Origin of the sequence: Prevotella sp. HJM029, assembly GCF_000599605.1 — a bacterium.
Lineage (GTDB): Bacteria > Bacteroidota > Bacteroidia > Bacteroidales > Bacteroidaceae > Prevotella.
The window spans coordinates 1-22742 of the sequence record NZ_AZHT01000014.1 but is presented as its reverse complement, the minus strand read 5'-3'; the positions used below and the strand labels follow the sequence as shown (position 1 = coordinate 22742).

The 22742-nt window shown below is 43.7% G+C and carries 20 protein-coding genes; 5 read left to right on the top strand and 15 right to left on the bottom strand.

Annotated features, from left to right (window positions below):
* Positions 1 to 113 precede the first annotated feature (113 nt).
* Entirely contained in the window at positions 114 to 1688 is a 1575-nt protein-coding gene (locus tag X919_RS0101300; protein WP_028898694.1) for an Rne/Rng family ribonuclease, read from the bottom strand.
* Between the two features lie 236 nt (positions 1689 to 1924).
* Positions 1925 to 2206, bottom strand: coding sequence for an HU family DNA-binding protein (locus X919_RS0101295; RefSeq protein WP_028898693.1), 282 nt, complete (start codon positions 2204 to 2206; stop codon positions 1925 to 1927).
* Positions 2207 to 2645: 439 nt separating this feature from the next.
* Between X919_RS0101295 and X919_RS0101290 the strand changes: the two genes are divergently transcribed.
* The 3 genes from X919_RS0101290 to gmd all read left to right on the top strand — a co-directional run bounded on the left by X919_RS0101290 (position 2646) and on the right by gmd (position 6617).
* Positions 2646 to 3827 carry an MltF family protein gene (locus X919_RS0101290; protein WP_305809439.1) on the top strand — a complete coding sequence of 394 codons (1182 nt, stop codon included), beginning with the start codon at positions 2646 to 2648 and terminating at the stop codon, positions 3825 to 3827.
* A 618-nt stretch (positions 3828 to 4445) separates the two neighbouring features.
* Positions 4446 to 5513 carry a mannose-1-phosphate guanylyltransferase gene (locus X919_RS0101285; protein WP_028898691.1) on the top strand — a complete coding sequence of 356 codons (1068 nt, stop codon included), beginning with the start codon at positions 4446 to 4448 and terminating at the stop codon, positions 5511 to 5513.
* A gap of 9 nt (positions 5514 to 5522) precedes the next feature.
* Positions 5523 to 6617 (top strand): GDP-mannose 4,6-dehydratase, encoded by a 1095-nt coding sequence (gene gmd, locus X919_RS14545; RefSeq protein WP_051502359.1) that lies wholly within the window; start codon positions 5523 to 5525, stop codon positions 6615 to 6617.
* Positions 6618 to 6997: 380 nt separating this feature from the next.
* Here the strand turns inward: gmd and X919_RS0101275 are convergent, their stop codons facing one another.
* The 8 genes from X919_RS0101275 to X919_RS0101240 form a co-directional block, all read right to left on the bottom strand.
* Positions 6998 to 7429, bottom strand: coding sequence for an acetyl-CoA carboxylase biotin carboxyl carrier protein (locus tag X919_RS0101275; protein ID WP_028898690.1), 432 nt, complete (start codon positions 7427 to 7429; stop codon positions 6998 to 7000).
* A 9-nt stretch (positions 7430 to 7438) separates the two neighbouring features.
* Positions 7439 to 7588: a hypothetical protein gene (locus X919_RS16795; protein ID WP_172642703.1), complete on the bottom strand. Its 150-nt coding sequence runs from the start codon at positions 7586 to 7588 to the stop codon at positions 7439 to 7441.
* Positions 7589 to 7622: 34 nt separating this feature from the next.
* Positions 7623 to 9188, bottom strand: a complete 1566-nt coding sequence (locus X919_RS0101265) for an acyl-CoA carboxylase subunit beta (RefSeq protein ID WP_028898689.1) — start codon at positions 9186 to 9188, stop codon at positions 7623 to 7625.
* Between the two features lie 271 nt (positions 9189 to 9459).
* On the bottom strand, positions 9460 to 11325 hold the full coding sequence (locus X919_RS0101260; RefSeq protein ID WP_028898688.1) for a beta-galactosidase: 1866 nt from the start codon (positions 11323 to 11325) through the stop codon (positions 9460 to 9462).
* Between the two features lie 46 nt (positions 11326 to 11371).
* A complete protein-coding gene (locus tag X919_RS0101255; protein WP_028898687.1) occupies positions 11372 to 11563 on the bottom strand; it encodes a hypothetical protein in 192 nt (63 codons plus the stop codon).
* Between the two features lie 140 nt (positions 11564 to 11703).
* Positions 11704 to 12870, bottom strand: coding sequence for a DUF6057 family protein (locus X919_RS0101250; protein ID WP_051502361.1), 1167 nt, complete (start codon positions 12868 to 12870; stop codon positions 11704 to 11706).
* Positions 12871 to 12877: 7 nt separating this feature from the next.
* Positions 12878 to 14929: an alpha amylase C-terminal domain-containing protein gene (locus X919_RS0101245; protein WP_028898685.1), complete on the bottom strand. Its 2052-nt coding sequence runs from the start codon at positions 14927 to 14929 to the stop codon at positions 12878 to 12880.
* A 75-nt stretch (positions 14930 to 15004) separates the two neighbouring features.
* On the bottom strand, positions 15005 to 16117 hold the full coding sequence (locus X919_RS0101240) for a phosphatidylinositol-4-phosphate 5-kinase (RefSeq protein WP_028898684.1): 1113 nt from the start codon (positions 16115 to 16117) through the stop codon (positions 15005 to 15007).
* Positions 16118 to 16233: 116 nt separating this feature from the next.
* Here X919_RS0101240 and kdsB point away from each other — a divergent pair, with 116 nt between their 5' ends.
* A complete protein-coding gene (gene kdsB, locus X919_RS0101235; protein ID WP_028898683.1) occupies positions 16234 to 16977 on the top strand; it encodes a 3-deoxy-manno-octulosonate cytidylyltransferase in 744 nt (247 codons plus the stop codon).
* Here the strand turns inward: kdsB and X919_RS0101230 are convergent.
* Entirely contained in the window at positions 16958 to 17662 is a 705-nt protein-coding gene (locus X919_RS0101230; RefSeq protein ID WP_028898682.1) for a DUF2461 domain-containing protein, read from the bottom strand. The two genes, kdsB and X919_RS0101230, sit on opposite strands and share 20 nt — an antisense overlap.
* Positions 17663 to 17713: 51 nt before the next feature.
* Here X919_RS0101230 and nth point away from each other — a divergent pair, with 51 nt between their 5' ends.
* Complete coding sequence (gene nth, locus X919_RS0101225) at positions 17714 to 18382, top strand: endonuclease III (protein WP_028898681.1); 669 nt, start codon at positions 17714 to 17716, stop codon at positions 18380 to 18382.
* A 276-nt stretch (positions 18383 to 18658) separates the two neighbouring features.
* Here the strand turns inward: nth and X919_RS0101220 are convergent, their stop codons facing one another.
* The 4 genes from X919_RS0101220 to X919_RS0101205 all read right to left on the bottom strand — a co-directional run bounded on the left by X919_RS0101220 (position 18659) and on the right by X919_RS0101205 (position 22591).
* The gene (locus tag X919_RS0101220) at positions 18659 to 18874 is read right to left on the bottom strand and encodes a hypothetical protein (RefSeq protein ID WP_028898680.1); all 216 of its coding nucleotides are present in this window, start codon (positions 18872 to 18874) and stop codon (positions 18659 to 18661) included.
* A 181-nt stretch (positions 18875 to 19055) separates the two neighbouring features.
* Complete coding sequence (locus tag X919_RS0101215) at positions 19056 to 19928, bottom strand: DUF6261 family protein (RefSeq protein WP_028898679.1); 873 nt, start codon at positions 19926 to 19928, stop codon at positions 19056 to 19058.
* A 548-nt stretch (positions 19929 to 20476) separates the two neighbouring features.
* A complete protein-coding gene (locus tag X919_RS15615; protein WP_051502357.1) occupies positions 20477 to 22309 on the bottom strand; it encodes a hypothetical protein in 1833 nt (610 codons plus the stop codon).
* A 54-nt stretch (positions 22310 to 22363) separates the two neighbouring features.
* On the bottom strand, positions 22364 to 22591 hold the full coding sequence (locus tag X919_RS0101205; RefSeq protein ID WP_028898678.1) for a hypothetical protein: 228 nt from the start codon (positions 22589 to 22591) through the stop codon (positions 22364 to 22366).
* Between the last annotated feature and the right edge of the window lie 151 nt (positions 22592 to 22742).

The following is a 22742-nucleotide window of genomic DNA, read 5'->3' as shown; positions in this document are numbered from 1 at the left end:
TCAGGGTAACACCAACTTTTGTATACTCAGTCCGTAGGCCTACGATTACAACATCCTCCACCAAATAATAAACAAAAAGACTTGCAAATTTGCAAGCCTTTTTATTTATTTCATTACTTTGTTTCTATTTCCTCTTTCATGTCTATGAAAGTCCCTTCATCATCATAGAATTCGTATTGCAAAAATGCAAGTTTCTGTGAAGGAATGACATGGATACCAAAACCATATTTAATTTGCCATTTTCGTTTAAGGGAAAGGAAACCCTTATTAATATAGGCTGCAACATATGGATGAACATGTAAATAGAACTTCGTGATGCCAATCTTGTTGATAAGGCGGTCAATTTTTCTTTCTAATTGGTCTGTGAATAGAATGCTCGAACGAATCTTCCCCGTCCCATTACAAGTGGGGCAGTCTTCTTCGACATTCACATCCATAGCAGGACGCACACGTTGGCGTGTAATTTGCATCAAACCAAATTTACTCAAAGGTAAAATATTGTGACGAGCACGGTCTTTCTGCATGTTTTTGCACATCCGCTCATAAAGCATTTGACGATCTTCTGCAAGATGCATATCGATAAAATCAACAACGATAATGCCTCCCATATCACGCAATCTCAACTGCCGTGCCAACTCATCAGCTGCTCCTAAATTCACATCAAGTGCATTTGCTTCTTGTCCATTTTTTGCTCTTGAGCGATTTCCACTATTCACATCAACCACATGGAGTGCTTCAGTATGTTCAATTATCAAGTAGGCACCATGCTTATAATTAATGGTCCTACCAAAACTTGATTTAATTTGTTTGGTGATGTTGAAATTATCAAAGATAGGAGTTTTCCCCGTGTAGAGTTTTACAATATCTGCTTTCTCAGGTGCAATGAGTGTCAAGTAATGCTTAATCTCGTTGTAAACCTCTTCATTGTTGACGTAGATGTGCTCAAAACTGGGATTAAACAAATCGCGCAACATCGCGATAGCTCTACCTGTTTCTTCAAATACTAATTGTGGACGTTTAGCATTTTTTTGTGCTTTTGAAATAGCTTTTTCCCACCGTTTAGTGAGCACCTTCATTTCATTGTCCAACTCGGCCACACGTTTACCTTCAGCCACCGTGCGAACAATCACACCACAATTCTTTGGTTTTATACTATAGATGAGCTGTTTTAAACGTGCTCGTTCTTCACCACTTTTAATTTTTGATGAGACCGACACCTTATCTCCAAATGGAATCAGTACAATAAATCGCCCTGCAAAAGACAATTCGCCAGTCAATCGTGGTCCTTTTGTTGAGATTGGCTCTTTAATGATTTGAACGAAAACCTCCTGTCCAACACTAAGAACCTGCTGAATAGTATCGTCCTTCTTTATATCGGGCAATCGTTGTGCCTTACTAAAGGGATAAAGCTTTTTCCTATCGCTACATACCTGTTTAAGGTATTTATTGTAAGAATTAAATTGACTACCTAAGTCTAAATAATGTAGAAAAGCATCGCGTTCATAACCGAGATCTACGAAGCAGGCATTTAGCCCAGGCATGAGCTTCTTAACCTTTGCCACATAGATATTTCCAACAGAGAATGATGCCTGCCGAGGCTCGTTCTGATATTCAACGAGATTTTTATCCTCCAGCAATGCAATCGAGACTTCTTTTTCTCTGACGTCAATTACTACTTCGCTGGTCATCTTTTAATTACCTTATATTACTTAGTTTTTGTTTCTATTATAAAAAAGGGCATGTCATAGCTTCTTGTGATGCACAGACATGCCCCTAAAGCGTGATAGCCACAAACTATTTATTTGCTTTTGTGTCTATTCTTACGTAATCTTTTTTTGCGCTTGTGCGTTGCCATCTTGTGGCCCTTTTTCTTCTTTCCGTTTGGCATAATAATTCTAAATTTTATGTGATTTACTAAATTGATTTATTCTTGATTCATCTGTGCAACAAAAGACTTCGATGGTTTGAAGCTCGGCAGGTCATGTGCATCTATTGTAATCGTTACATTCTTTGATATATTACGTGCAGTCTTTGCTGCCCGATGCTTAATAATAAAGCTTCCAAAACCGCGCAAATAAACATTCTCCTTATTCTTGAGCATGCTATTTTTAACGACTTCCATGAAGCTTTCCACAACAACAGAAACATCTTTCCGCTGCACACCAGTAGATAATGCTATCTCATTTACAATTTCTGCTTTCGTCATAATTCTATTAGCCTTATTTTGTTATATCTATTTGCCTATTTGTTCTTTAGGGCTTGCAAATATACGAGTTTTCTATTGGATATGAAAATTTATTGATAGGTTTTTCGTTTTTTAGCATGAAAAGATGGAACATAAAGCATATCATTTCCACCTACTTACATAAATTGGAGGCATTGCCGGAATAGTTAAATAGATAAGTGGTTTTTAAACAGGTCGAAATGCTTTTATATACAAATAATATCACTTTTAGCTATTGCTTTTGATGGGACGCTTATCACAAAATTCTGTGAGTAGGGTTGGTTTGTATAATGCATCTCCTTGTTGATTAATTTTAGATTGGAAGGACTTAAAATATTCCCAAATAAAATTGTAATTTTGCAACGCCAGTTTTAATTATCACAACATGCGCCTGTCCAATATAGAAATTACGGCTATTTTAATGAGCATAATACTTGCTTTCCTATACGCTTGCAAAGGCCATAAGGAAGCGCAATATACTCCATGGGGTACAGAATTTAATGGGAAGGATAGCACCAATCAACACCAGTTCTCGCTGGCCGACATCCAGGATAATGGCGAATTGATTGTGCTCACTATGTCGGGACCAACGACCTATTATGATTATCAGGGGCGTGGCATGGGCTTACAATACCTGTTGGCCGAACGCTTTGCCCAGCAGTTGGGCGTGCAGCTGCGTGTTGAAGTATGTAAGGATACCACAGAGATGGTGTACCGCTTGCAAAAGGGCGACGGCGACCTCATCGCCTTTCCCCTGCCCCACACTTATCGCAACATCCTCTACTGCGGTGTTAAAACGGGCAAAGCACAGTGGGCTGTGCAACAGGGAAACACCTCATTAGCCGACTCGCTCAACAGTTGGTTTAAGCCAGCTCTGCTCGCTGCCGCAACACGTGAGGAGCAATTTGCGCTGTCTGCGCGCAGCGTCACGCGCCACGTCTATTCGCCCATGCTCAATCGCTCGGGTGGCGTCATTTCGCAATGGGATGCCCTCTTCAAGCGTTATGCCATGTTAGCAGATTGGGATTGGCGCCTGCTGGCAGCACAATGCTATCAGGAATCCACCTTCGATCCTAACGCACGTTCCTGGGCTGGCGCTTGCGGACTCATGCAAATCATTCCTTCCACGGCCGACCATTTGGGCATTCCCCGCAACATGCTCTTTGACCCCGAGCAGAACATTGCAGGAGCTGCAAAATACATTCGTGAACTCACAGCTAAGTTTCGCGACATCCCCAATCCACTCGATCGTGCCTGCTTTGTTCTGGCCAGCTATAACGGCGGCTTCTTCCACATTCGCGATGCCATGGCTTTAGCACGAAAATATGGGAAAGATGCCCACCGCTGGACTGACGTGCAAGAGTTCATCTTGCATCTCACCACACCCACCTACTATCGCGACCCCGTAGTGAAATATGGCTACATGCGCGGAACCGAAACCACCGCCTATGTCAACCGCATCATGGATCGCTGGGCACAATACCGCGGTTTTGCCAAAGGCGGCGGCTTCTCTATGGGCAGCTCGGGCTTTGAAGGCTTCGGTAGCGGATTGGACAACATGCGCCCCACGCGTGCGAAACACAAAAACCGATTTCAATTATAGCCAGAAGAATCTGCCGACGGATTAATTCAAAAAATGGTTGCTGGAAGAGGCTTCGACGACGGACTAAAACGAAAAAGATTGCTGGCGAATAGTTTGTCGCTGCACAAAAAAGAGTTTATAGTCGTGGCGAATAGTTTGCCGCTGCACAAAAAGAGTTTATAGTCGTGGCGAATAGTTTGCCGCTGCACAAAATGAATTTATAGTCGCGGCGAATAGTTTGCCGCTGCACAAAATGAATTTATAGTCGTGGCGAATAGTTCGCCGCTGCACAAAAATGAATTTATAGTCGTGGCGAATAGTTTGCCGCTGCACAAAATGAATTTATAGTCGCGGCGAATAGTTCGCCGCTGCATTAAAAAGAGTTTATAGTCGTGGCGAACAGTTTGCCGCTGCACAAAAAAGAGTTATAGTCGTGGCGAATAGTTCGCCACCAACTATTCGCATGTCTTATCACAGGAAAGCGGTTCGTCCGGCGAACTGACAGCAAGATGTCGTGGCAGAAAAGCCTTTGCCAGTGAGATGATGGTGCTACAAAACGATGTTCGATTGCCCGTTAGTAGGCTGTTAAGAAAAAAATGATTACCTTTGGGGCGAAATCGTAAATTTAAAAAAAAGAATATGGCGGATAAGAACAATCATTTAGTTATCATGGCTGGTGGCGTGGGCAGCAGGTTTTGGCCCATGAGCACGACAGATTGTCCGAAACAATTTATTGATGTATTAGGTGTTGGCAAATCGCTGCTGCAACTCACTTTTGAGCGTTTCCAAGGCATTTGCTCGCCCGAGAATGTGTGGGTGGTCACTAACAAGAACTATTATGATTTGTGCAAAGATCAACTGCCCGAAATCCCCGCAGAAAATATCCTGACGGAGCCGTGCCGACGCAACACCGCGCCTTGCATTGCCTATGTCAGTTGGCGCATCAAAACGCTCAACCCCAAAGCCAATGTGGTGGTGACGCCGAGCGACCATGTGGTGACCAATACCATAGAGTTTCAACGCGTGGTGGCGTCGTGCTTGAAATTTGCGGGCGAGACCGATGCTATCGTCACCTTGGGCATGCGCCCCACGCGCCCCGAAACAGGCTATGGCTACATTCAAGCCGACCTTTCAGCTTCCTCGCCACGCAACCATGAAATCTATCGCGTAGACTCCTTTAGAGAGAAGCCCGATGCTGAAACGGCCTTGAAATATATCCGCGAAAACAATTATTTTTGGAACGCAGGCATCTTCATCTGGAATGTGAGCACCATCGTCAACGCATTCCGCGTTTATCAGCCCGCATTATCACGCATATTCGAAGGCATGGAAAAGCTCTATGGCACACCCGCAGAACAGGAAATGATTGACGCGCGCTATCCTGAGTGCGAGAGCATTTCGGTCGACTATGCCATCATGGAAAAGGCCGAAGAAATCTTTGTCTGCCCTGCCGATTTTGGCTGGAGCGACTTAGGAACATGGGGCAGTTTGTTGGCACAAAGCAGAAAAGATCTCTATAACAATGCACTGATAGGACAGGACATTGCCGTCTTTGATACGCACGACTGCATCATCCACACCCTACACGAGAAACAAGTCATTGTGCAAGGGCTCGATGGCTATATTGTAGCCGAGAACGCCAACAGATTGCTCATTTGTAAACTTTCAGAAGAACAACGCATCAAACAATTCTCCGAACAACAATAAAATTTAGATATGAAAGAAAAAGTAGCACTCATCACGGGCATCACGGGGCAAGACGGCTCCTACCTTGCCGAGTTCCTATTAGAAAAAGGCTATGAGGTGCATGGCACCATCCGCCGCTCGTCGGTAGACTTTCGCGAACGCATAGCCCATCTTGAAGGGTTGCCACATTTTCATTTGCATTATGCCGATTTGGGAGACTCTATGAGCATCTTGGGAGTTATTGGACGCACACACCCTACAGAAATTTATAATTTAGCCGCCCAGAGCCATGTACAAGTGAGTTTCGATTCACCCGAATTTACGGCCGATGTAGATGCCGTTGGTGTATTACGCATTTTGGAAGCCGTGCGACAATTAGGACTCACCGAGCAATGCCGCATCTACCAAGCCAGCACCTCTGAGCTCTATGGAAAAGTAGAAGAAGTGCCACAAAATGAAAATACCCCCTTCCACCCCTACAGCCCCTATGCTGTGGCCAAGCAATATGGCTTTTGGATTGTGAAAGAATATCGCGAAGCCTACAACATGTATTGCTGCTCGGGCATCCTATTCAACCACGAGAGTGAGCGCCGTGGTGAAACTTTCGTCACACGCAAAATCACACTGGCAGCAGCACGCATCAAACAAGGAAAGCAGGATAAACTCTTCTTGGGCAACCTCAGCTCACTGCGCGATTGGGGCTACGCAAAAGATTATGTTGAGTGTATGTGGCTCATTTTGCAACATCCTACACCCGAAGATTTTGTCATTGCCACTGGCGTGCAGCATAGTGTACGTGACTTCTGTTTTCAAGCATTTAAACACGTTGGCATTGAACTCGAATTTCAAGGCGAAGGACTCAACGAGAAGGGCATCGACAAAGCCACGGGGAAAGTGCTCATTGAAGTGAGCCCCGACTTCTATCGACCCACCGATGTGGTCAATCTTTGGGGTGACCCTACAAAAGCGAAAGCAAAATTGGGTTGGGATCCTGCTAAAACATCGTTCGAAGAGTTAGTACGTATCATGGTAGACAGCGATATGGCCAAAGTAGCTTCTGAAGGAGCAGCCGAAAAGGTTAGAACTAATTTGGCAGAATATTTGGAAAAAGGAATTGTAAAATAACTATTCTTATTTATATAAGCGGCACACCACAAGAGCTCTGTATTTGTGAATGGTCACTGAAAGAGTCTTTAATCCGTCTTTCAGTGGCCATATTATATTTCACTCCTTAAATTACGTACATGCAAATTATAATTTGCATATATGAAAATAAGCGGCTAATGGTTACCTCTTTAATGGGTATTCACCAAAGAATAGAATGATACTATATAAAGCATGCTTTAAAAATCTATATTCCTACTATAAACGGGAAATAGAATTTTAAAGCACACTCCTTTTATATTATAAAATTTGATACTCCTTTATAGAGAATGTATACTATCTCAATGATATATGGCTCGAGATATGTATCCTATCAGATCTTAAATCCAGTACAGCTGAATCTATTCTACCACAACCAAGGGGTCTTCCTCAAGCACACTCTGCCCTACTTTTACACAGATAGCTGTAACCTTACCATCTTTCTCAGCTTCAATACTATTAGCCATCTTCATAGCTTCCAATACAACTAAGGTCTCACCAGCTTTCACTTCCTGCCCAACTTCAACACTGATTGCAGTGATTGTTCCAGGGAGTGGTGCTTTCACTGCATTGCTGGCATTGATATTGGCTGCAGCAACAGGTGCCTCTGCATCATCTGAATTTTCAGCAGGCTTGCCCAACACAACTTTCTTCTTTTCTTCTTTCTCCTTCTGCTCTAATTGCACTTTGTATTCTTCACCATTCACGCAGATAGAAGCCACATTATTTTCATTGATTTCTTGGATAGCAACTTGATATTCCTTGCCATCAATCGTATATTTAAATTCTTTCATATTGTTTGCTTATGGTTTTGGAGTTAGCGATAAGAATTTCGCATTCCACATCGTCTCACGAGGTTGGATTGTGATAATGCCAGCTTCTTCATCGTGTACATTATTTCCTTCGTATTCGTAGAGTGCCATTGCTATGGCTGCAAAAACATTTTTATCCATTATACACCTCTTTTTTAAACTATTAAAAATCGTTTTACATCGGCATACAACCATGCTTCTTAGCAGGAAGGCCTTGCCGCTTAGTAGCCAATTGTGCCAATCCACGGCAGATGCGGAAACGCGTATTACGAGGTTCTATTACATCATCGATATAGCCAAATTGCGCAGCCTGATAAGGATTAGCAAACATTTCGCTATATTCGCCTTCTTTCTCAGCTAAAAATGCCTTAACATCCCCACCTTCATCCTTTACAGCTTTAGCCTCTTTTCCATAAAGCACAGCAACGGCACCACTAGCACCCATCACAGCAATCTCTGCTGATGGCCATGCAAAATTGAGGTCTGAACGCAATTGTTTGCAACCCATCACGATGTGTGAGCCACCATAACTCTTGCGTAAATTGATGGTAATTTTTGGCACGGTAGCTTCACCATAAGCATAAAGCAACTGGGCACCATGCAAAATAACAGCATTATATTCCTGACCTGTTCCAGGCAAGAATCCTGGCACATCAACCAAGCTAACGATTGGAATATTGAATGCATCACAGAAACGCACGAAGCGAGCACCCTTACGACTGGCATTTACATCCAACACACCTGCATAGGCTGCAGGTTGATTGGCTACCACACCAACACTTTGACCATTGAAACGAGCAAAACCAGTGATAATATTTTTTGCAAACTTTGGCTGTACTTCCAAGAACTCGCCATTGTCGACAACCGAAGCTATCACCTTATACATGTCATAAGCCTGGTTTGGATCTTCAGGAATAATCTCGTTCAACAAGTCATCCTTGCGGTCAATGGGGTCAGTGCATTCTACACGTGCTGCCGTCTCTGTGTTGTTAGATGGAATATAAGAAAGCAAACTCTTGATGAGTTCCATACATTCTTCTTCTGTCTTCGCTGTGAAATGGGTTACACCACTCTTGCTCGCATGTACACTAGCACCACCCAAATGTTCAGCATCAATATCCTCACCAGTAACAGTTTTCACAACCTTTGGCCCCGTCAGAAACATGTAAGAAGTACCTTCAGTCATAATCGTGAAGTCTGTCAATGCTGGTGAATATACTGCACCACCAGCACACGGCCCCATAATAGCACTGATTTGTGGGATGACCCCACTGGCCAAAATGTTGCGTTCGAAGATTTCACCATATCCAGCCAAAGCTGATATGCCTTCTTGAATACGTGCACCTCCTGAATCGTTCATGCAGATTATGGGAGCCCCCATCTTCATGGCCATATCCATTACCTTGCAGATTTTTTGCGCCATCGTCTCAGACAATGAACCACCATTCACGGTAAAATCTTGCGCATAAACATATACTAATCGGCCATCAATCGTCGCAGAACCAGCAACAACACCATCGCCAAGATACAGTTTCTTCTCCATGCCAAAATTGTGGCAGCGGTGTAGCTTAAACATATCATACTCTTCAAAGCTACCTGCGTCAACCAACATTTCTATACGCTCACGAGCGGTATATTTGCCACGAGCATGTTGCTTCTCAATCGCTTTTTCTCCACCGCCAAGACGAGCTTGCTCGCGTTTAGCAATCAGTTGTTTGATTTTTTCTACTTGCTTCGTCATAAAACTATTATTAATTTTTATTTCTCTATTGTGTTATGCACCATCTAATGTGCGAACCTGTTGCAAAGGTAGTGAAAAAATAGGAAGGTAGAACGTTCTCTAATGAAAAAAGCAAAAATATAGAGCTGGTTTTATGCAAAAGAAACCTATCTTTGACATTTGCATAGCGGCAAAATAGTTTGAAATATACAAGAAGTTTATACTTCTCAGAAAAAAGCTGCTGACAATCGAGAGACGATTGTCAGCAGCTATAATTAAAAAAAAGGTCACATCATTTCACTAATTTGTCAAGGATTGGTGTCGTTATACCTGCCAATTCATCTTTCTTTTCATCATTGAGTTGCTCGAACACCACAATGTCGTTTTTCCCTTTCTTGAGGAAACAGCCTGGCAAATAAAGTGTTTGTTGCGGACCAACCTTCCAGTAACGTCCCAAGTTAATACCGTTCACAAAGACAATGCCTTTACCCCACTTCTCCATATCTAGGAAGGTATCACCAACATTATCAAGTGTAAAGCTGCCACCATAGAGCACGGGCATACCTGCTTTATAACCTACAGCGAGTTTGCTCATATCGGGCATTCTATCCATGGGCAACGAATACATTTGCCAATCACCAGTAATCTCATTGTCTTCTATAGTGACAGGTTTAGTTATACCTTTAAAGCTCTCAACAATACGCGCACCATAGTTGATGCGTCCCATATTCTCAACAAGGATATCCAACACGCCATTAAAGGGGATATTCACCTCCATGCTATCTACATCAGTCACGCGGCTCAGCTCTCCCACCTTTTCACCATTCACATAGACCACAGCATAATCAGCTAATCCTTTAACGCGCATCATGCCCGAAATGGGCTGGTTGAAGTGCCGTCGATACAACACATAGCCTGCTCCTTGATTGAGATCCTCAAAAGTCATGGGCGTGTCGTTCTCAACGGCCTTCATTCCTGTTACCATTGTCATCACATCAACAGTCTTGTTCAACGAAATCTTGGGTATGGCAATCACTGGAATGCGGACAGGAACAGCGGGCACTTTGTAGGCAACCGACTTCATCATCAACGCACGAATGGCATTATATTTCTCGGTAGCCCAACCCGCTTCGCTGATAGGTGCATCATAATCGTAACTCGTCATGTCGGGTTGCAGATTGGTGGCGTTGCTATAGTTAGCACCGGTCGTGAAGCCGAAGTTTGTTCCGCCATGCACCATGTAGTAGTTGAAGCTCACACCATTATCTAAATATTTCTTGGTTTGCTTCACTATACTCTCGGTTGAAACACGTGGGAAAGGTTCTGCCCAATGGCTGAGCCAGCCTGGATAGAACTCGGCAACCATGTAGGGGCCTACTCCTCCATGATATTCGTTGACCACTTGCTTCAACTTCTCAATATTGCCTTCGCCATTTGCCGTGGGCAATGCGCCCTCAATGCTTCCTCCCTTGAAGAGCCAGCTTCCATCCGATGTGAACATGGGGATATCAAATCCTGCATCTAACAGTTGCTGACGGATTTGAGCCGCATATTTCTTGTGCACTTCCAACGGAATATCTTTGCGTTGTGCCACGTAGGAGCCAAATTCGTTCTCGGCTTGCACCATCACCACCGGACCTCCTTTTGTGATTTGTAAATCACGCACCTGATTAGCCAGCTGATTGATATACACACGACAAGAATCTAAGAAGGGTTTGTTGTCGGTGCGAATAACCAAACCTTTGGTTTTGGGCAGCCACCATGGATAACCTCCGAACTCCCATTCCGCGCAACAATAAGGGCCTGGGCGCAAAATCACCATTAGGCCCTCTTCGCCTGCAATCTTGATGAAATTGCGGATGTTGTGGTTTCCCGTCTGCCAATCCCAAACACCGGGGCTGGTTTCGTGATGGTTCCAAAACACATACGATGTGACGGCATTCAGTCCCATAGCTTTCATCATTTGCAGACGGTGACGCCAGTAAGGAGCCGGAACGCGCGCATAGTGCAACTCACCCGAATGAATCTGCGTTGGTTTTCCGTCATAAAGGAAATTTCCATTCGCGATTGTAAACGTGTGTTTGGTTTGCTTTGCAGCTGTAGCTGAACCCACAACCAACAAAAGTCCAGCTAAAAGCAGTAGTTTTAATTTGTTCATTATACTTAAACGATATATGGATTTAATAAATTGTCTGCCAAAGGTCTTAAAAAAGACCGAATGGAGCAAGACTTTTCTTAAGAAAATTCATTTTGTCTGCAAAATAAGGACTTTGTTTATGAAAACAGGTCGCCGCAACGATGTAAAAGGCCATATTGACCACCGAATCAGTTGCTGCAATGATGTAATGGCCCATATTGACCCCCGAATCGTTTGCTGCAACGATGTAATGGCCCATATTGACCCCCGAATCGTTTGCTGCAACGATGTAATGGCCATATTGACCACCGAATCAGTTGCTGCAACGATGTAATGGCCATATTGACCACCGAATGAGTTGTTGAAGCGATACCTTCCATCAGAATTATAGTACACATTTTACAGTTGTTCGTGATGCAGCTGATAATAATACATCCAATAGGTGTTGCCAAAAGTGTCACGCAACGCCGTTAACTGCTTCTTTGGGTCGGGATTGTTGTGCATGATGGTTTGGAAATCGGCAAAATCGGCATCCACTACATTGTCGTGATAAAGCACGAAAGGTGCAGAACGCAGGTGATTATAGAGCACCAGCGCTTCACGATAATGCTTGGGCAACGAGGCTGTGATGGCATAATAACGGCCAATCGTGTGAGCAAAAGCATCGAGTTTTCCCTGCAGCAGATAGCCGCAAAGCAAATAGTCGTGCGCTGCAGGGGTCGCCATTTTATGCTGATGGATCAATTCCAAATAATGCATGGGCGACAGGTGCTGTTTAAACACAGCGCCTAAATGTTGGCCAACAGAAAGCATCGGGCACATGAAAAATCGTACGCTTCTTCCATTAGGCAATAAGGCATCGGCACCTCCCACTATGGGATAATGAAAAAGTCGATGAGGCAACTGCCCCATGAGCGATAAATTGTAAATGCGCAGACAGGTGAGTGAGGAATCGGTTTGCAAACTATTTTCACCCACTTTAGCTGCTGCGCCATATTCATGTTTCAACATGTACTGTTCCACACCGAGCTGATAGTGCAGCAACTTATCATGATTTGAGAAACAGCTTACGAAGACAAACAGCAGCAACATGCCCACATAGTTTGCTAAGGCTCTCCCACTCAACAAGGGAGTTATCCCATGAACATCATTCGTTTGCCATTGCTTAGCTTGCTGCATCATCCACAACGAAATGGCTATGAGTATTGGAGTTGCCCAGCACCACCAGCCCCAGCTGACTCCCTCTGAAGGATTGATGCGCATAGCTGTGACAGATGTGAGTAGCAGGAATGAGGGAACATAACTGAGCACATAGATACTGCCACGCAGCTTGAAATAACCATTGATTGCAAGCTGGAATAGTGTGAGTAAAGCCGTGATGAGCAACCCTCCCCAAAGGCGATGATAATGCGTCTGGCCATGTGACAGTATATACTGTGCCGTAGCCAGAACATCGTTTTGATAAAAATAAAGATAGCAGAATGAAAAAGTTACAAACAAGGTGAAACAACACAGACGATAGCCCATACTGCCGTGCGGAGTGCCATCTTGATAATTAGTATCCATGGGCATCTTAATTTTTATGCAAGACGAAAGCGGTTCGTGCAGGCAAGTATAATTTTATCCATGCCTTATGCTCCGCAGCATAAACAGGGTCGGGACAAGTGAAATGAACCATGGCGTCGTCGTTCAGTCCGTTACCACCGAAAGCAGGGGCATCACTGTCAAGCACAATCTCGTAACTTCCTTCAGGCACCAAAAAGCCATAATCGGTAAACGACTTTGCAGGTGAGAAATTGAATACAAAGAGCAAATTGCCCCGCATAAAAGCTAAAACTTGGTCGCCATCATTATGCCATATCTCTTGCACCTTCTTACGAATAAAATTACGCTCCATTTTTAACACTTGCAACATGGCTTTGTCAAAATCGCCTAAATAGTGATAATCAAGTCTCGGATTATCAACTAAGTTCCATTGTCTTCTTGCATATTTGTGGCTCCAACCATTTCCTTCACGTGGAAAATCAATCCATTCAGGATGTCCAAATTCGTTACCCATAAAATTGAGATAGCCCCCATTGATGGTTGAAGCTGTTACCAAGCGAATTAATTTATGTAGTGCTATTCCTCGGAAAGCAACTTCATTTTCATCTCCTTTCTTGAAATGCCAATACATATCTGCATCTATAAGTCTGAAGATGATTGTCTTATCGCCTACCAAAGCTTGATCATGGCTTTCACAATAAGAGATGGTTCGTTCGTCAGCACGTCGATTCTTCACTTCCCAAAAGATGGAACTGGGTTTCCAATCTTCATCCTTTAACTCCTTAATAGTTTTGATCCAAAAGTCAGGAATATTCATTGCCATGCGATAGTCGAACCCATAGCCTCCAGCAGAAAACTTAGCTGCTAAGCCAGGCATACCACTCACTTCTTCAGCAATCGTGATAGCCTGTGGATTTACTTCATGAATCAGCAGATTGGCCAGCATGAGATAGCAAATGGCATTGTCGTCTTCATGCCCATTGAAATAATCGGCATAACTTGTAAATGCCTCGCCTAACCCATGATGATAATAGAGCATAGATGTAACTCCATCAAAACGGAAACCATCAAAATGGAACTCTTCTAACCAATATTTACAATTAGAAAGAAGAAAATGCAGCACATTGTCTTTTCCATAATCAAAGCATAAGCTATCCCAAGCGGGATGCTCATGACGATCGCCCGGATAGAAATATTGGTTAGGGTCACCAGCCAAATTACCTAAACCTTCGACTTCGTTTTTCACAGCATGAGAATGGACAATATCCATTATCACGGCAACACCTGCAGCATGGGCGGCATCAATAAGTGCCTTTAACTCTTCTGGAGTTCCGAAGCGACTGGAAGGTGCAAAAAATGAACTCACATGATAGCCAAACGAACCATAATAAGGATGTTCTTGAATGGCCATAATTTGAATGCAGTTATAGCCATCAGCCACGATACGTGGTAACACATTTTCCTGAAACTCACGATAGGTACCCACACGTTCGGCATCTTGTGCCATACCAACATGGCATTCATATATCAGCAAAGGTGACTTGTTGGGATGGAAGCTTTTCTTTTTCCATTGGTAAGGCTCGTCGAGATTCCACACCTGCGCAGAGAAAATCTTGGTCGTTTCATCTTGCACTACACGTGTAGCCCAGGCAGGAATCCGTTCACCTTCTCCCCCATCCCATTTTACATGCATTTTATAAAATTGTCCGTGTTTCACAAACTCCTCTGACAAGCAAAGTTCCCAATCGTCTGTTCCCGCAATTCGGTGAGCTTGATAGCGTTTTTGTTCTTCCCAATTACTGAAATCACCGACAAGATAGAGTGCAGTAGCATTGGGTGCCCACTCTCTGAACACCCAACCTTTTGGCGACTTGTGTAAACCATAATATTGGTAACCATTACTAAAATCAGATAATGTTTGCTTCCCATCGCGCGTAAGTTGCGCTAATTTCCATAGGGCATGATCATGTCGACCACGAATGGCATCTTCAAATGGTGCTAAATAGCTATCGTTTTTCACAATCCCAATGTGTGATGGTCTCTTTATAGCAGCATCTTTTGCCTGTGAACCTTTTGCCATTATAATTTACCTTTGTTGCTATTCTTTTCACATACCCTGCTAAACATGGGTATTCCTCTTATAACATTATTACTTTTAATCTTCAAAACGGCGACCCGCTTCGTAATGTCCTCGCTTCACAATATTGCCGTTGCGATCCTTCTCTACAAACCTTCCATCTCGCCGGTCGTCTACATAAGCCCCTTCAAAACGGTTACCATTTTTATCTTCTTCAATAGCTGCACCATTGCGCATACCATTCTTGTAAGTGCCCTTGAAACGACTGCCATTGGCGTAATAAATGATGACATTCCCATCTATTTTCCCGTTCTTAAAATTCCCTTCGAACACATCGCCCGCCTTTTTTGTTAGCTTTCCATGACCATTTTGCAAGTCATTACGCCACAATCCCACATAAACATCGCCCGAATGCCACTCAAATGTTCCTTGTCCATCCTTCGCTCCTTCAGAGAAATGTCCTGTGTAACGATCTCCATTGGCATATTTAAATATTCCTTGTCCAGTACGTTCGCCTTGTACATATTCTCCTTCATAGACATCCCCATTCTGGAATTTATAAATGCCACGTCCATTTTGAATATCATCAGCCCAATTGCCTATATAAACATCACCATCGGCATATTTATTTGTTCCTTTTCCAGAGCGTTGGTTATTGGCCCACATGCCATCATAGATAGTTCCATCTCCCCAGTTAAAGAGCCCCTTACCATGCTTCTGGTCATCTTTCCATTGGCCATCATAATAAGCACCGCTGGAATAGGTATAACGTCCTTTTCCCTCACGTTTGTCCTTCACCCATGAGCCTTCATATTTATCACCATTATAGTAATACATTGTACCTAAACCTTGCTGGTAGTCACGAAACCACAAGCCCACATACTTGTTGTTGTTTGCGAAATAATAGGTTCCGCGCCCATGCTGCTGATCTTGAAACCATTCGCCTTCATAACGTTCTCCATCTGAGAACGAATAGACGCCATAGCCTTCGCGCTTTCCTTTGATATATTCACCCACATAAGTATTACCATTTTTAAAAACAGTGCTACCTTTCCCATTGGGTTTACCATTCATCATCTGTCCTTTATAGGTTCCGCCATCTTGTGTGGTGCATGTGCCCAGCACAATCTTTTGTGCCGATGAAAATAAAGGAAGCACCAGAAGCGCAATAGAAAGTGATAGTTTTTTCAATGTATTGCTTGTTATTTGATTGCACGTCAAAAGTAAGAAAATTATGCTGCTCCACAAAATTAGTTAGTATTTTTTATTACTTTTGCGACAAATCAACAACAAAAGGAAAGAAGAATATGAAATTTATTGGATTGATTCCCGCACGTTATGCCTCGACACGTTTCCCTGGGAAACCTCTCGCAAAGTTGGCTGGAAAGCCGGTTATACAACATGTCTATGAACAAGTGGCAGGCGCCTTAGATGCCACGTTTGTAGCTACCGACGATGAGCGCATCTATCAAACAGTACTCGATTTTGGTGGCCAGGCTGTTATGACATCAGCTAATCACCCTTCTGGCACCGATCGCATTGCCGAAGCGTTAGAAAAGGTAGGTGGGAAATTTGATGTCGCTGTAAATATCCAGGGCGACGAGCCTTTCATTCAAAAAGAACAAATCACAAGCCTTTGCCGCTGTTTTGAAAATAGTCACACGCAAATTGCCACACTCGGCAAGCCTTTTGAAACCATCGAAGCTTTAGAAAACCCCAATTCGCCCAAAATTGTAACCGACAATCAAGGCTATGCACTTTATTTCAGTCGCAGCATCATCCCATTTATACGTAACGTGGAGAAAGCCGATTGGCTCAATCACCACACGTTCTTAAAGCATTTGGGAATTTATGCTTATCGCAGCCATGTGCTAAAAGAAATCACACAATTATCCATGTCCTCGCTCGAACGTGCCGAGTCATTAGAACAATTGCGCTGGCTTCAAAACGGCTACAAAATACAAGTTGTGACGACCGATTTTGAAACGGTGGGCATCGACACGCCCGATGACCTTGTGCGCGCCGAAGCTTTTATTCGTAATCGTCAATAACGCTATTCATGAAATCCATGGCTGGCTTGCCCACCTTGAACACCTCGCTCATCGTGTGAAGCCAGCCATCGCCTTCAAAGAAATCGTCGGGCACATGGTGCCAGCAACAATAGTCTTTCATCCGCAGATATTCCACATGCGCATAATCCTTTGGAAAACCTTTGGGCGCTGTCTTTAGCCCCGACAGTCCAAAACCATTAGCACCCGATTCATCCCAACTACTTTCATTCGGACGACCAAAGAGACGAATAAACTCGGGCGACTCAACACATTGCCGCCACTCACCAATACGTGCCATAATTTCATTCCTACATGCCGTGAGAATGTTGGTAGGTAGCCAATAGCCCCCCACTGCCAACAGACATTTCCCTGGTTCCAAATGCACATAATAACCACCCCGCAGCGACTTCTTGCCCTTAGCATTAATGTAAGCACCCAAATGGTTTTTATAGGGACTTTTATCTTCACTGAAGCGCGTATCACGATTAAAACGATAGCACGCATCTTTCACCGTCACATGAGCCACCTCGGTATCAAACTGCGCGATAGTTGCAATAGCCAGCTCAATGCCATGCTCAAAATCTGCACGACAAGCATCATACTCATTCTTATGTTCCTGAAACCACTCGCGATTGTTGTTGACAGCGAGCGTGCGAAGATAATTCAATATTCGTTTTGCGTTCATATTATCCTGTAATTTTTTGCAAAGATAGTATTTTTTTCTACTTTTGCAGCCATGACACGAAAAGAAAGATTTGATTACATCCTTCAATATTTTGCGCAGAAAGAAGGCCACGTCACTACCGAACTTCAGTTCGCAAGCGCATTTCAATTACTCGTAGCCACACTGCTTAGCGCCCAGTGCACCGATAAGCGCATCAACCAAATCACCCCCGAATTATTTCGCCATTATCCCACAGCCAAAGCCATGGCCGCAGCCACATGGGAAGACATCTTCGAGCTGATTAAAAGCGTGAGCTATCCCAATGCCAAAGCCCATCATCTCAGCGAGATGTCACGCATGCTGGTGGAGCAGTTTCATGGCGAAGTGCCCGACACACGCGAAGCACTCACCTCGCTGCCGGGGGTAGGCCGCAAAACAGCCAACGTGGTGCAAGCCGTATGGTTTGGCAAACCCACCTTAGCCGTCGACACCCACGTCTTCCGTGTGAGCCACCGTTTAGGATTGGTGCCCACCACAGCCAATACACCGCTAAAGGTAGAATTGGCACTGCTCAAACATATTCCCACCGACCAAGTGAGCGATGCCCACCATTGGATTCTCCTGCATGGTCGCTACATATGCAAAAGCCAGCGCCCGCAATGCACCACCTGCCCCTTCAATGAGTTTTGCCCATCGAGCACCATCAAAAAGGGAACATTACCACGCGCAACGAACGGATGATTGCCCCGCACGCAAATGAATTTAAAGAAAGTACAATGCCGATGGCATAGGTTCCCCTACACGACTTTACCCAGGGTAGGCTCCTATCGTCGCCAACCCTGGGCTATCAAAAGTACAAGCCCTACAGGCTTGATTCTCCCCACAACCTTTCGCCCACGCGGATTAACGGCATTTGCACGCATCACCCATCCAAACCAAACGCGTAGGCCATGCACAATCCATTCCCCAAACGAAACCAACCATTCCACACACAATCTGCCCAAACAAAATAACCATTTACACGTAATCAACCCAAACGCCATCAACCGTCCCATGCACAATCCACCCAAACGAAGCCGTAGGGGCGGCGCCTGCGTGCCCGCCCGAACGTTCGCGCAGCGGCGTTTCCATAATAAAAACACACGCATTGTGCGCGGGGGATGAACGACGAATGCGCCCCTGCAGGGCGACACGGGCGGGCACACAGGCACCGCCCCTACCAATCTCCATCATATTTTTCCACACAATCCCATACAAACAAAATAACCATTTACGCGCAATCCCACACAAACGAAATCAACCATCTACACACAATCCCGCACAAACGAAACACATAAACAATCTCCACCCACAACAATCGGGGGCGGAAATGCATCGCGCACTTCCGCCCCCTCAACTCTAAATGAATGGAATTTTATGATTTTGGCGTCACCGTGACCGAACCATGTTCACCACCGAGCTTACCCTTGTCATCGCCACCCTCACCGGGCTTCTTGTCATCGGGCTTCGGCTTGTCGCCACCCTCGGGCTTCTTATCCTCTTTGCCCTTCTTATCCTCATCATCCGGCTTCTTGCCCTCATCCTTTTTCTTCGCCTTGGGCAACACCTCATCCTCATATCGTTTGATGAGCTGATTCACAAAATCGGCGAAAGGTTTCTGCACCTCGGCACTCCCCAACACCGCCATAGCATTGGCCACCTTGCGCACCTGTTTATAGGCTTCGTCTGACTCCTGGCGTGCCTTGCGCAACGCACCTGCAGCCTGTTTCGATTGCTCCGTGGTGCGGCTGTAGAGCAGTTCTGAGACCTTCGCATTGGCCGTTTTCAACGATGCCAACATCGTTTGCAAGCCCAATTTAGCCACCTCAGCGCTGTATTTTTGCTCGCAATCGTCCAACAGGTTTTTAATCGCACCCGTCTCACGTTCCAATTGCATTGTAGGCTTGATGGCATAGTCCACTAAGCTTTGCCAAAGCGTTTTAGCCGCCGCATGCAAATCGGGCGTTGACACACGCAAAAAGCTCTTCACCGACCTGTTGTAGGCCGACAGCATCGTGTCGCGGTCGGCATCGGCAGCCAAAATCTCGTCGGTCGAAGCATGCTTCTTTGACAATGCAAAACAGCGGTTCTCCTCGTTAAAAGCCACTTTCAGCGCGTCGGCCGCCTTTTTAAAATACTCGTTTTTCAACAACTCAGTCTCCAACTCTAATCGTTTGCACACCGACTCGATGAACACGAAATGCGCGCCGTTGTTCACGGCCACCAGATTTAAAAATTCAATTTCCATCTTGTTTAATTTAATTTTAATTTGTGAGGAGGCTTCCCCTCATGGCAGAATGCCCCCTCGGGTTTTATAGTGTTGTTTAAATTTATTTATCTTCATCCTCACTTTTATAAGACGTTTGCTAAGTCGTTAGCAAGTTCCAAATTATTTTTTTGGCGTTTGCTAAGTCGTTAGCAAGTCTCAAATTATTTTTTTGACGTTTGCTAAGTCATTAGCAAGTCTCAAATTATTTTGTTGACGTTTGCTAAGTTGTTAGCAAGTCCCAAATTATTTTTTCGACGTTTGCTAAGTCGTTAGCAAGTCTCAAATTATTTTGTTGACGTTTGCTAAGTCGTTAGCAAGTCTCAAATTATTTTTTTGGCGTTTGCTAAGTCGTTAGCAAGTCTCAAATTATTTTTTTGACGTTTGCTAAGTCGTTAGCAAGTCTGCATATAATTCTATACAGAGACCTCTGCAAAACCTCATATAGATAGCGAAATCATAAATATAACTCATTGATTATCATTGTTAACTTTTGGATATAAAAAGACTTTTGCAGAGGTTTCGTACAACTAATAATAGATAAATGCCTTTGCCATTCCAAATTTAGGGTCGTCATAAAATTCAAACACATGTACCCAATAAAAATTTGGGAGATACGTGTATATAGCTCCAGCGAGAATATTACGGCCAAGCGTTCTGTTATCATACTCAGTACTTGTATAGTAAGGTAGATACAACGCTGGAGAAGAAATAAACAAAGAGCCACCTACTTGATCAAAGCCAGCTTTGGCAAGTCCTCCTGTCCATACAGAAAATAGCTCTGTTTTATAATAATCTGAGAAGCGATAGTTCGTTTTATCCCCCAAGCCCAGAGCTGTGAAAAAATAGGTCCACTCACCCATACTTGGCAAATGCCAACGTTTATTCTCTAAGCCATTCGTTAAGTGGATTCCTTTTTTAGCAAATAAGTCTGCATCCAATTCACTTCCATAGTGAGCCGCATAATAAAAAGCTGGATATTTTGTTTGCTCATTTGCCTTTATAGTTATCCCATCATAACTACCTGAGGCGTCCCATGTGTAATGATAACCATTCATATCATCAACATAATTTTCAGCTTGTGCTGGTAAAGTGAACATCCTATCGTTATTTTGTACATAGAAAGGCCAAACATCTTTATAATACCAATTGAGTTTAGCTCCCCCATTCGCATCTTTCAATGCTGCAGCCAATCGCTTACTTTGACTCAAAACAATCGCAACAGGTGTTTTCGAGCCACCGCCATAAGTAGTATCGCCGAAGTGTCCTGTCGTGCCATCGCTCATCAAATAAATGAAATTGTACATGAGCTTGAAAGTAATTAGATAAGAACTATTAGCATCTAATGTCATGGAGGAGAGGGTTGGCAATTGCTGTAATCTGAAGTTGAAACGAATAGGAGAACCATTATAAGTGGTACTTTGTGAGGCACCCAGCCCTCCCATGTCAAATCGAGTCTCTCCTGCATTTACAGGAGGGAGATAATAAACATAATCACTGGTTGCACTATAGAAACCATTTGTATCAGCATAGCTAAGAGTCGTATAGGTCATGGATGTAGTGTGTCCCGTGCTGGCACCAGTAGACCATGTCCCCGTTGCTGCATCATAAACAGCTTGAGTTACAGTACCAAAATTTGCCCAACTCTGCCCTTGCGGGTTAACTATCGGTGTATAGCTCATCCATTTAATACGTATGCGCGTACTGACATGCTTCATCTGGAATGTTACCTGCTGGTGACGCGATGTTGAATTTACAGTGTAAGTAGTTCGACCTATAAGAGCCGTCTCAGCATTAGCCCTATCTACAGTAAGATTATTCCCGTTGCGAGTAACCTTATCATTGAAGAGCACAAATTCATAGGTGCCAGGTTCTAATTCAATCGTATGATTATCTGTATAGTTGAAAAAAGTTCCCCATGCATATTGCGGGTATCCATACGAATCTAAGGTGCCTGTATCGTAATAACCTGAGGTGATATATCCCGTCACTTCACCTTTAAATACGCCTGCCTGATAGGCCAACATTGTATATTTTCCGTCTTCTAAAGTACGAGTTTTGGCCTGTGCAGAAACTTTGGTTGTATCACGCTGAACAATTACCTCTGCCCTGATTCCATCGCTAATATTTATATTTTGTTTAATCAAGGTGTCATTCATTGCACCTCCTGCACGTGTAGCCTGAACTTCTTTGTCGGCATTATAGTCATCAAAGTTTACTTTGAACTTTAGGGTCTTGGCAACATTCTCTTTGTTGTTTTCTATGATGCTATCTTTTTCATCATTTCCACAAGCTGTAAATAGCAATAGTGCAATACCGAAAACTGCATATTGGAACATCAAACTTATTTTTATCTTTTTCATTCTTCTATTTTATTAGTAGCTGATCTATAAATCAGTTCTTATTGTTCATTATTTTTAATCCTCGTCTTCCCATGTGCTACCCCAACTCTTTGAGGGGGCAACATTACTATCACTACCTATATATATAGTCCCACCACTATGCTCCTGTTCAGTATCCCATTGTGATGTTTCTGATGCCTCACCATTAGGTGTAACACTTGCTGTCTGTAAAAACTGCTCGGTTTGTAGGGAGTAAACCTTACTTATAGGCTTCTCGTACTTTCGTTTTCCTTTTTTCTCCATTTTTGTTAAAACTATTTTATATTGTGAGTTATTTTATTCTTGTTTTGTACACACAACCCATTCATTTATGCACGCAAAAAGGGTGTGCATGAAGTTATGAAAAAACTTCGTGCACACCCTTTGTGTGTAAGCGTTTATGTTGTATATTACG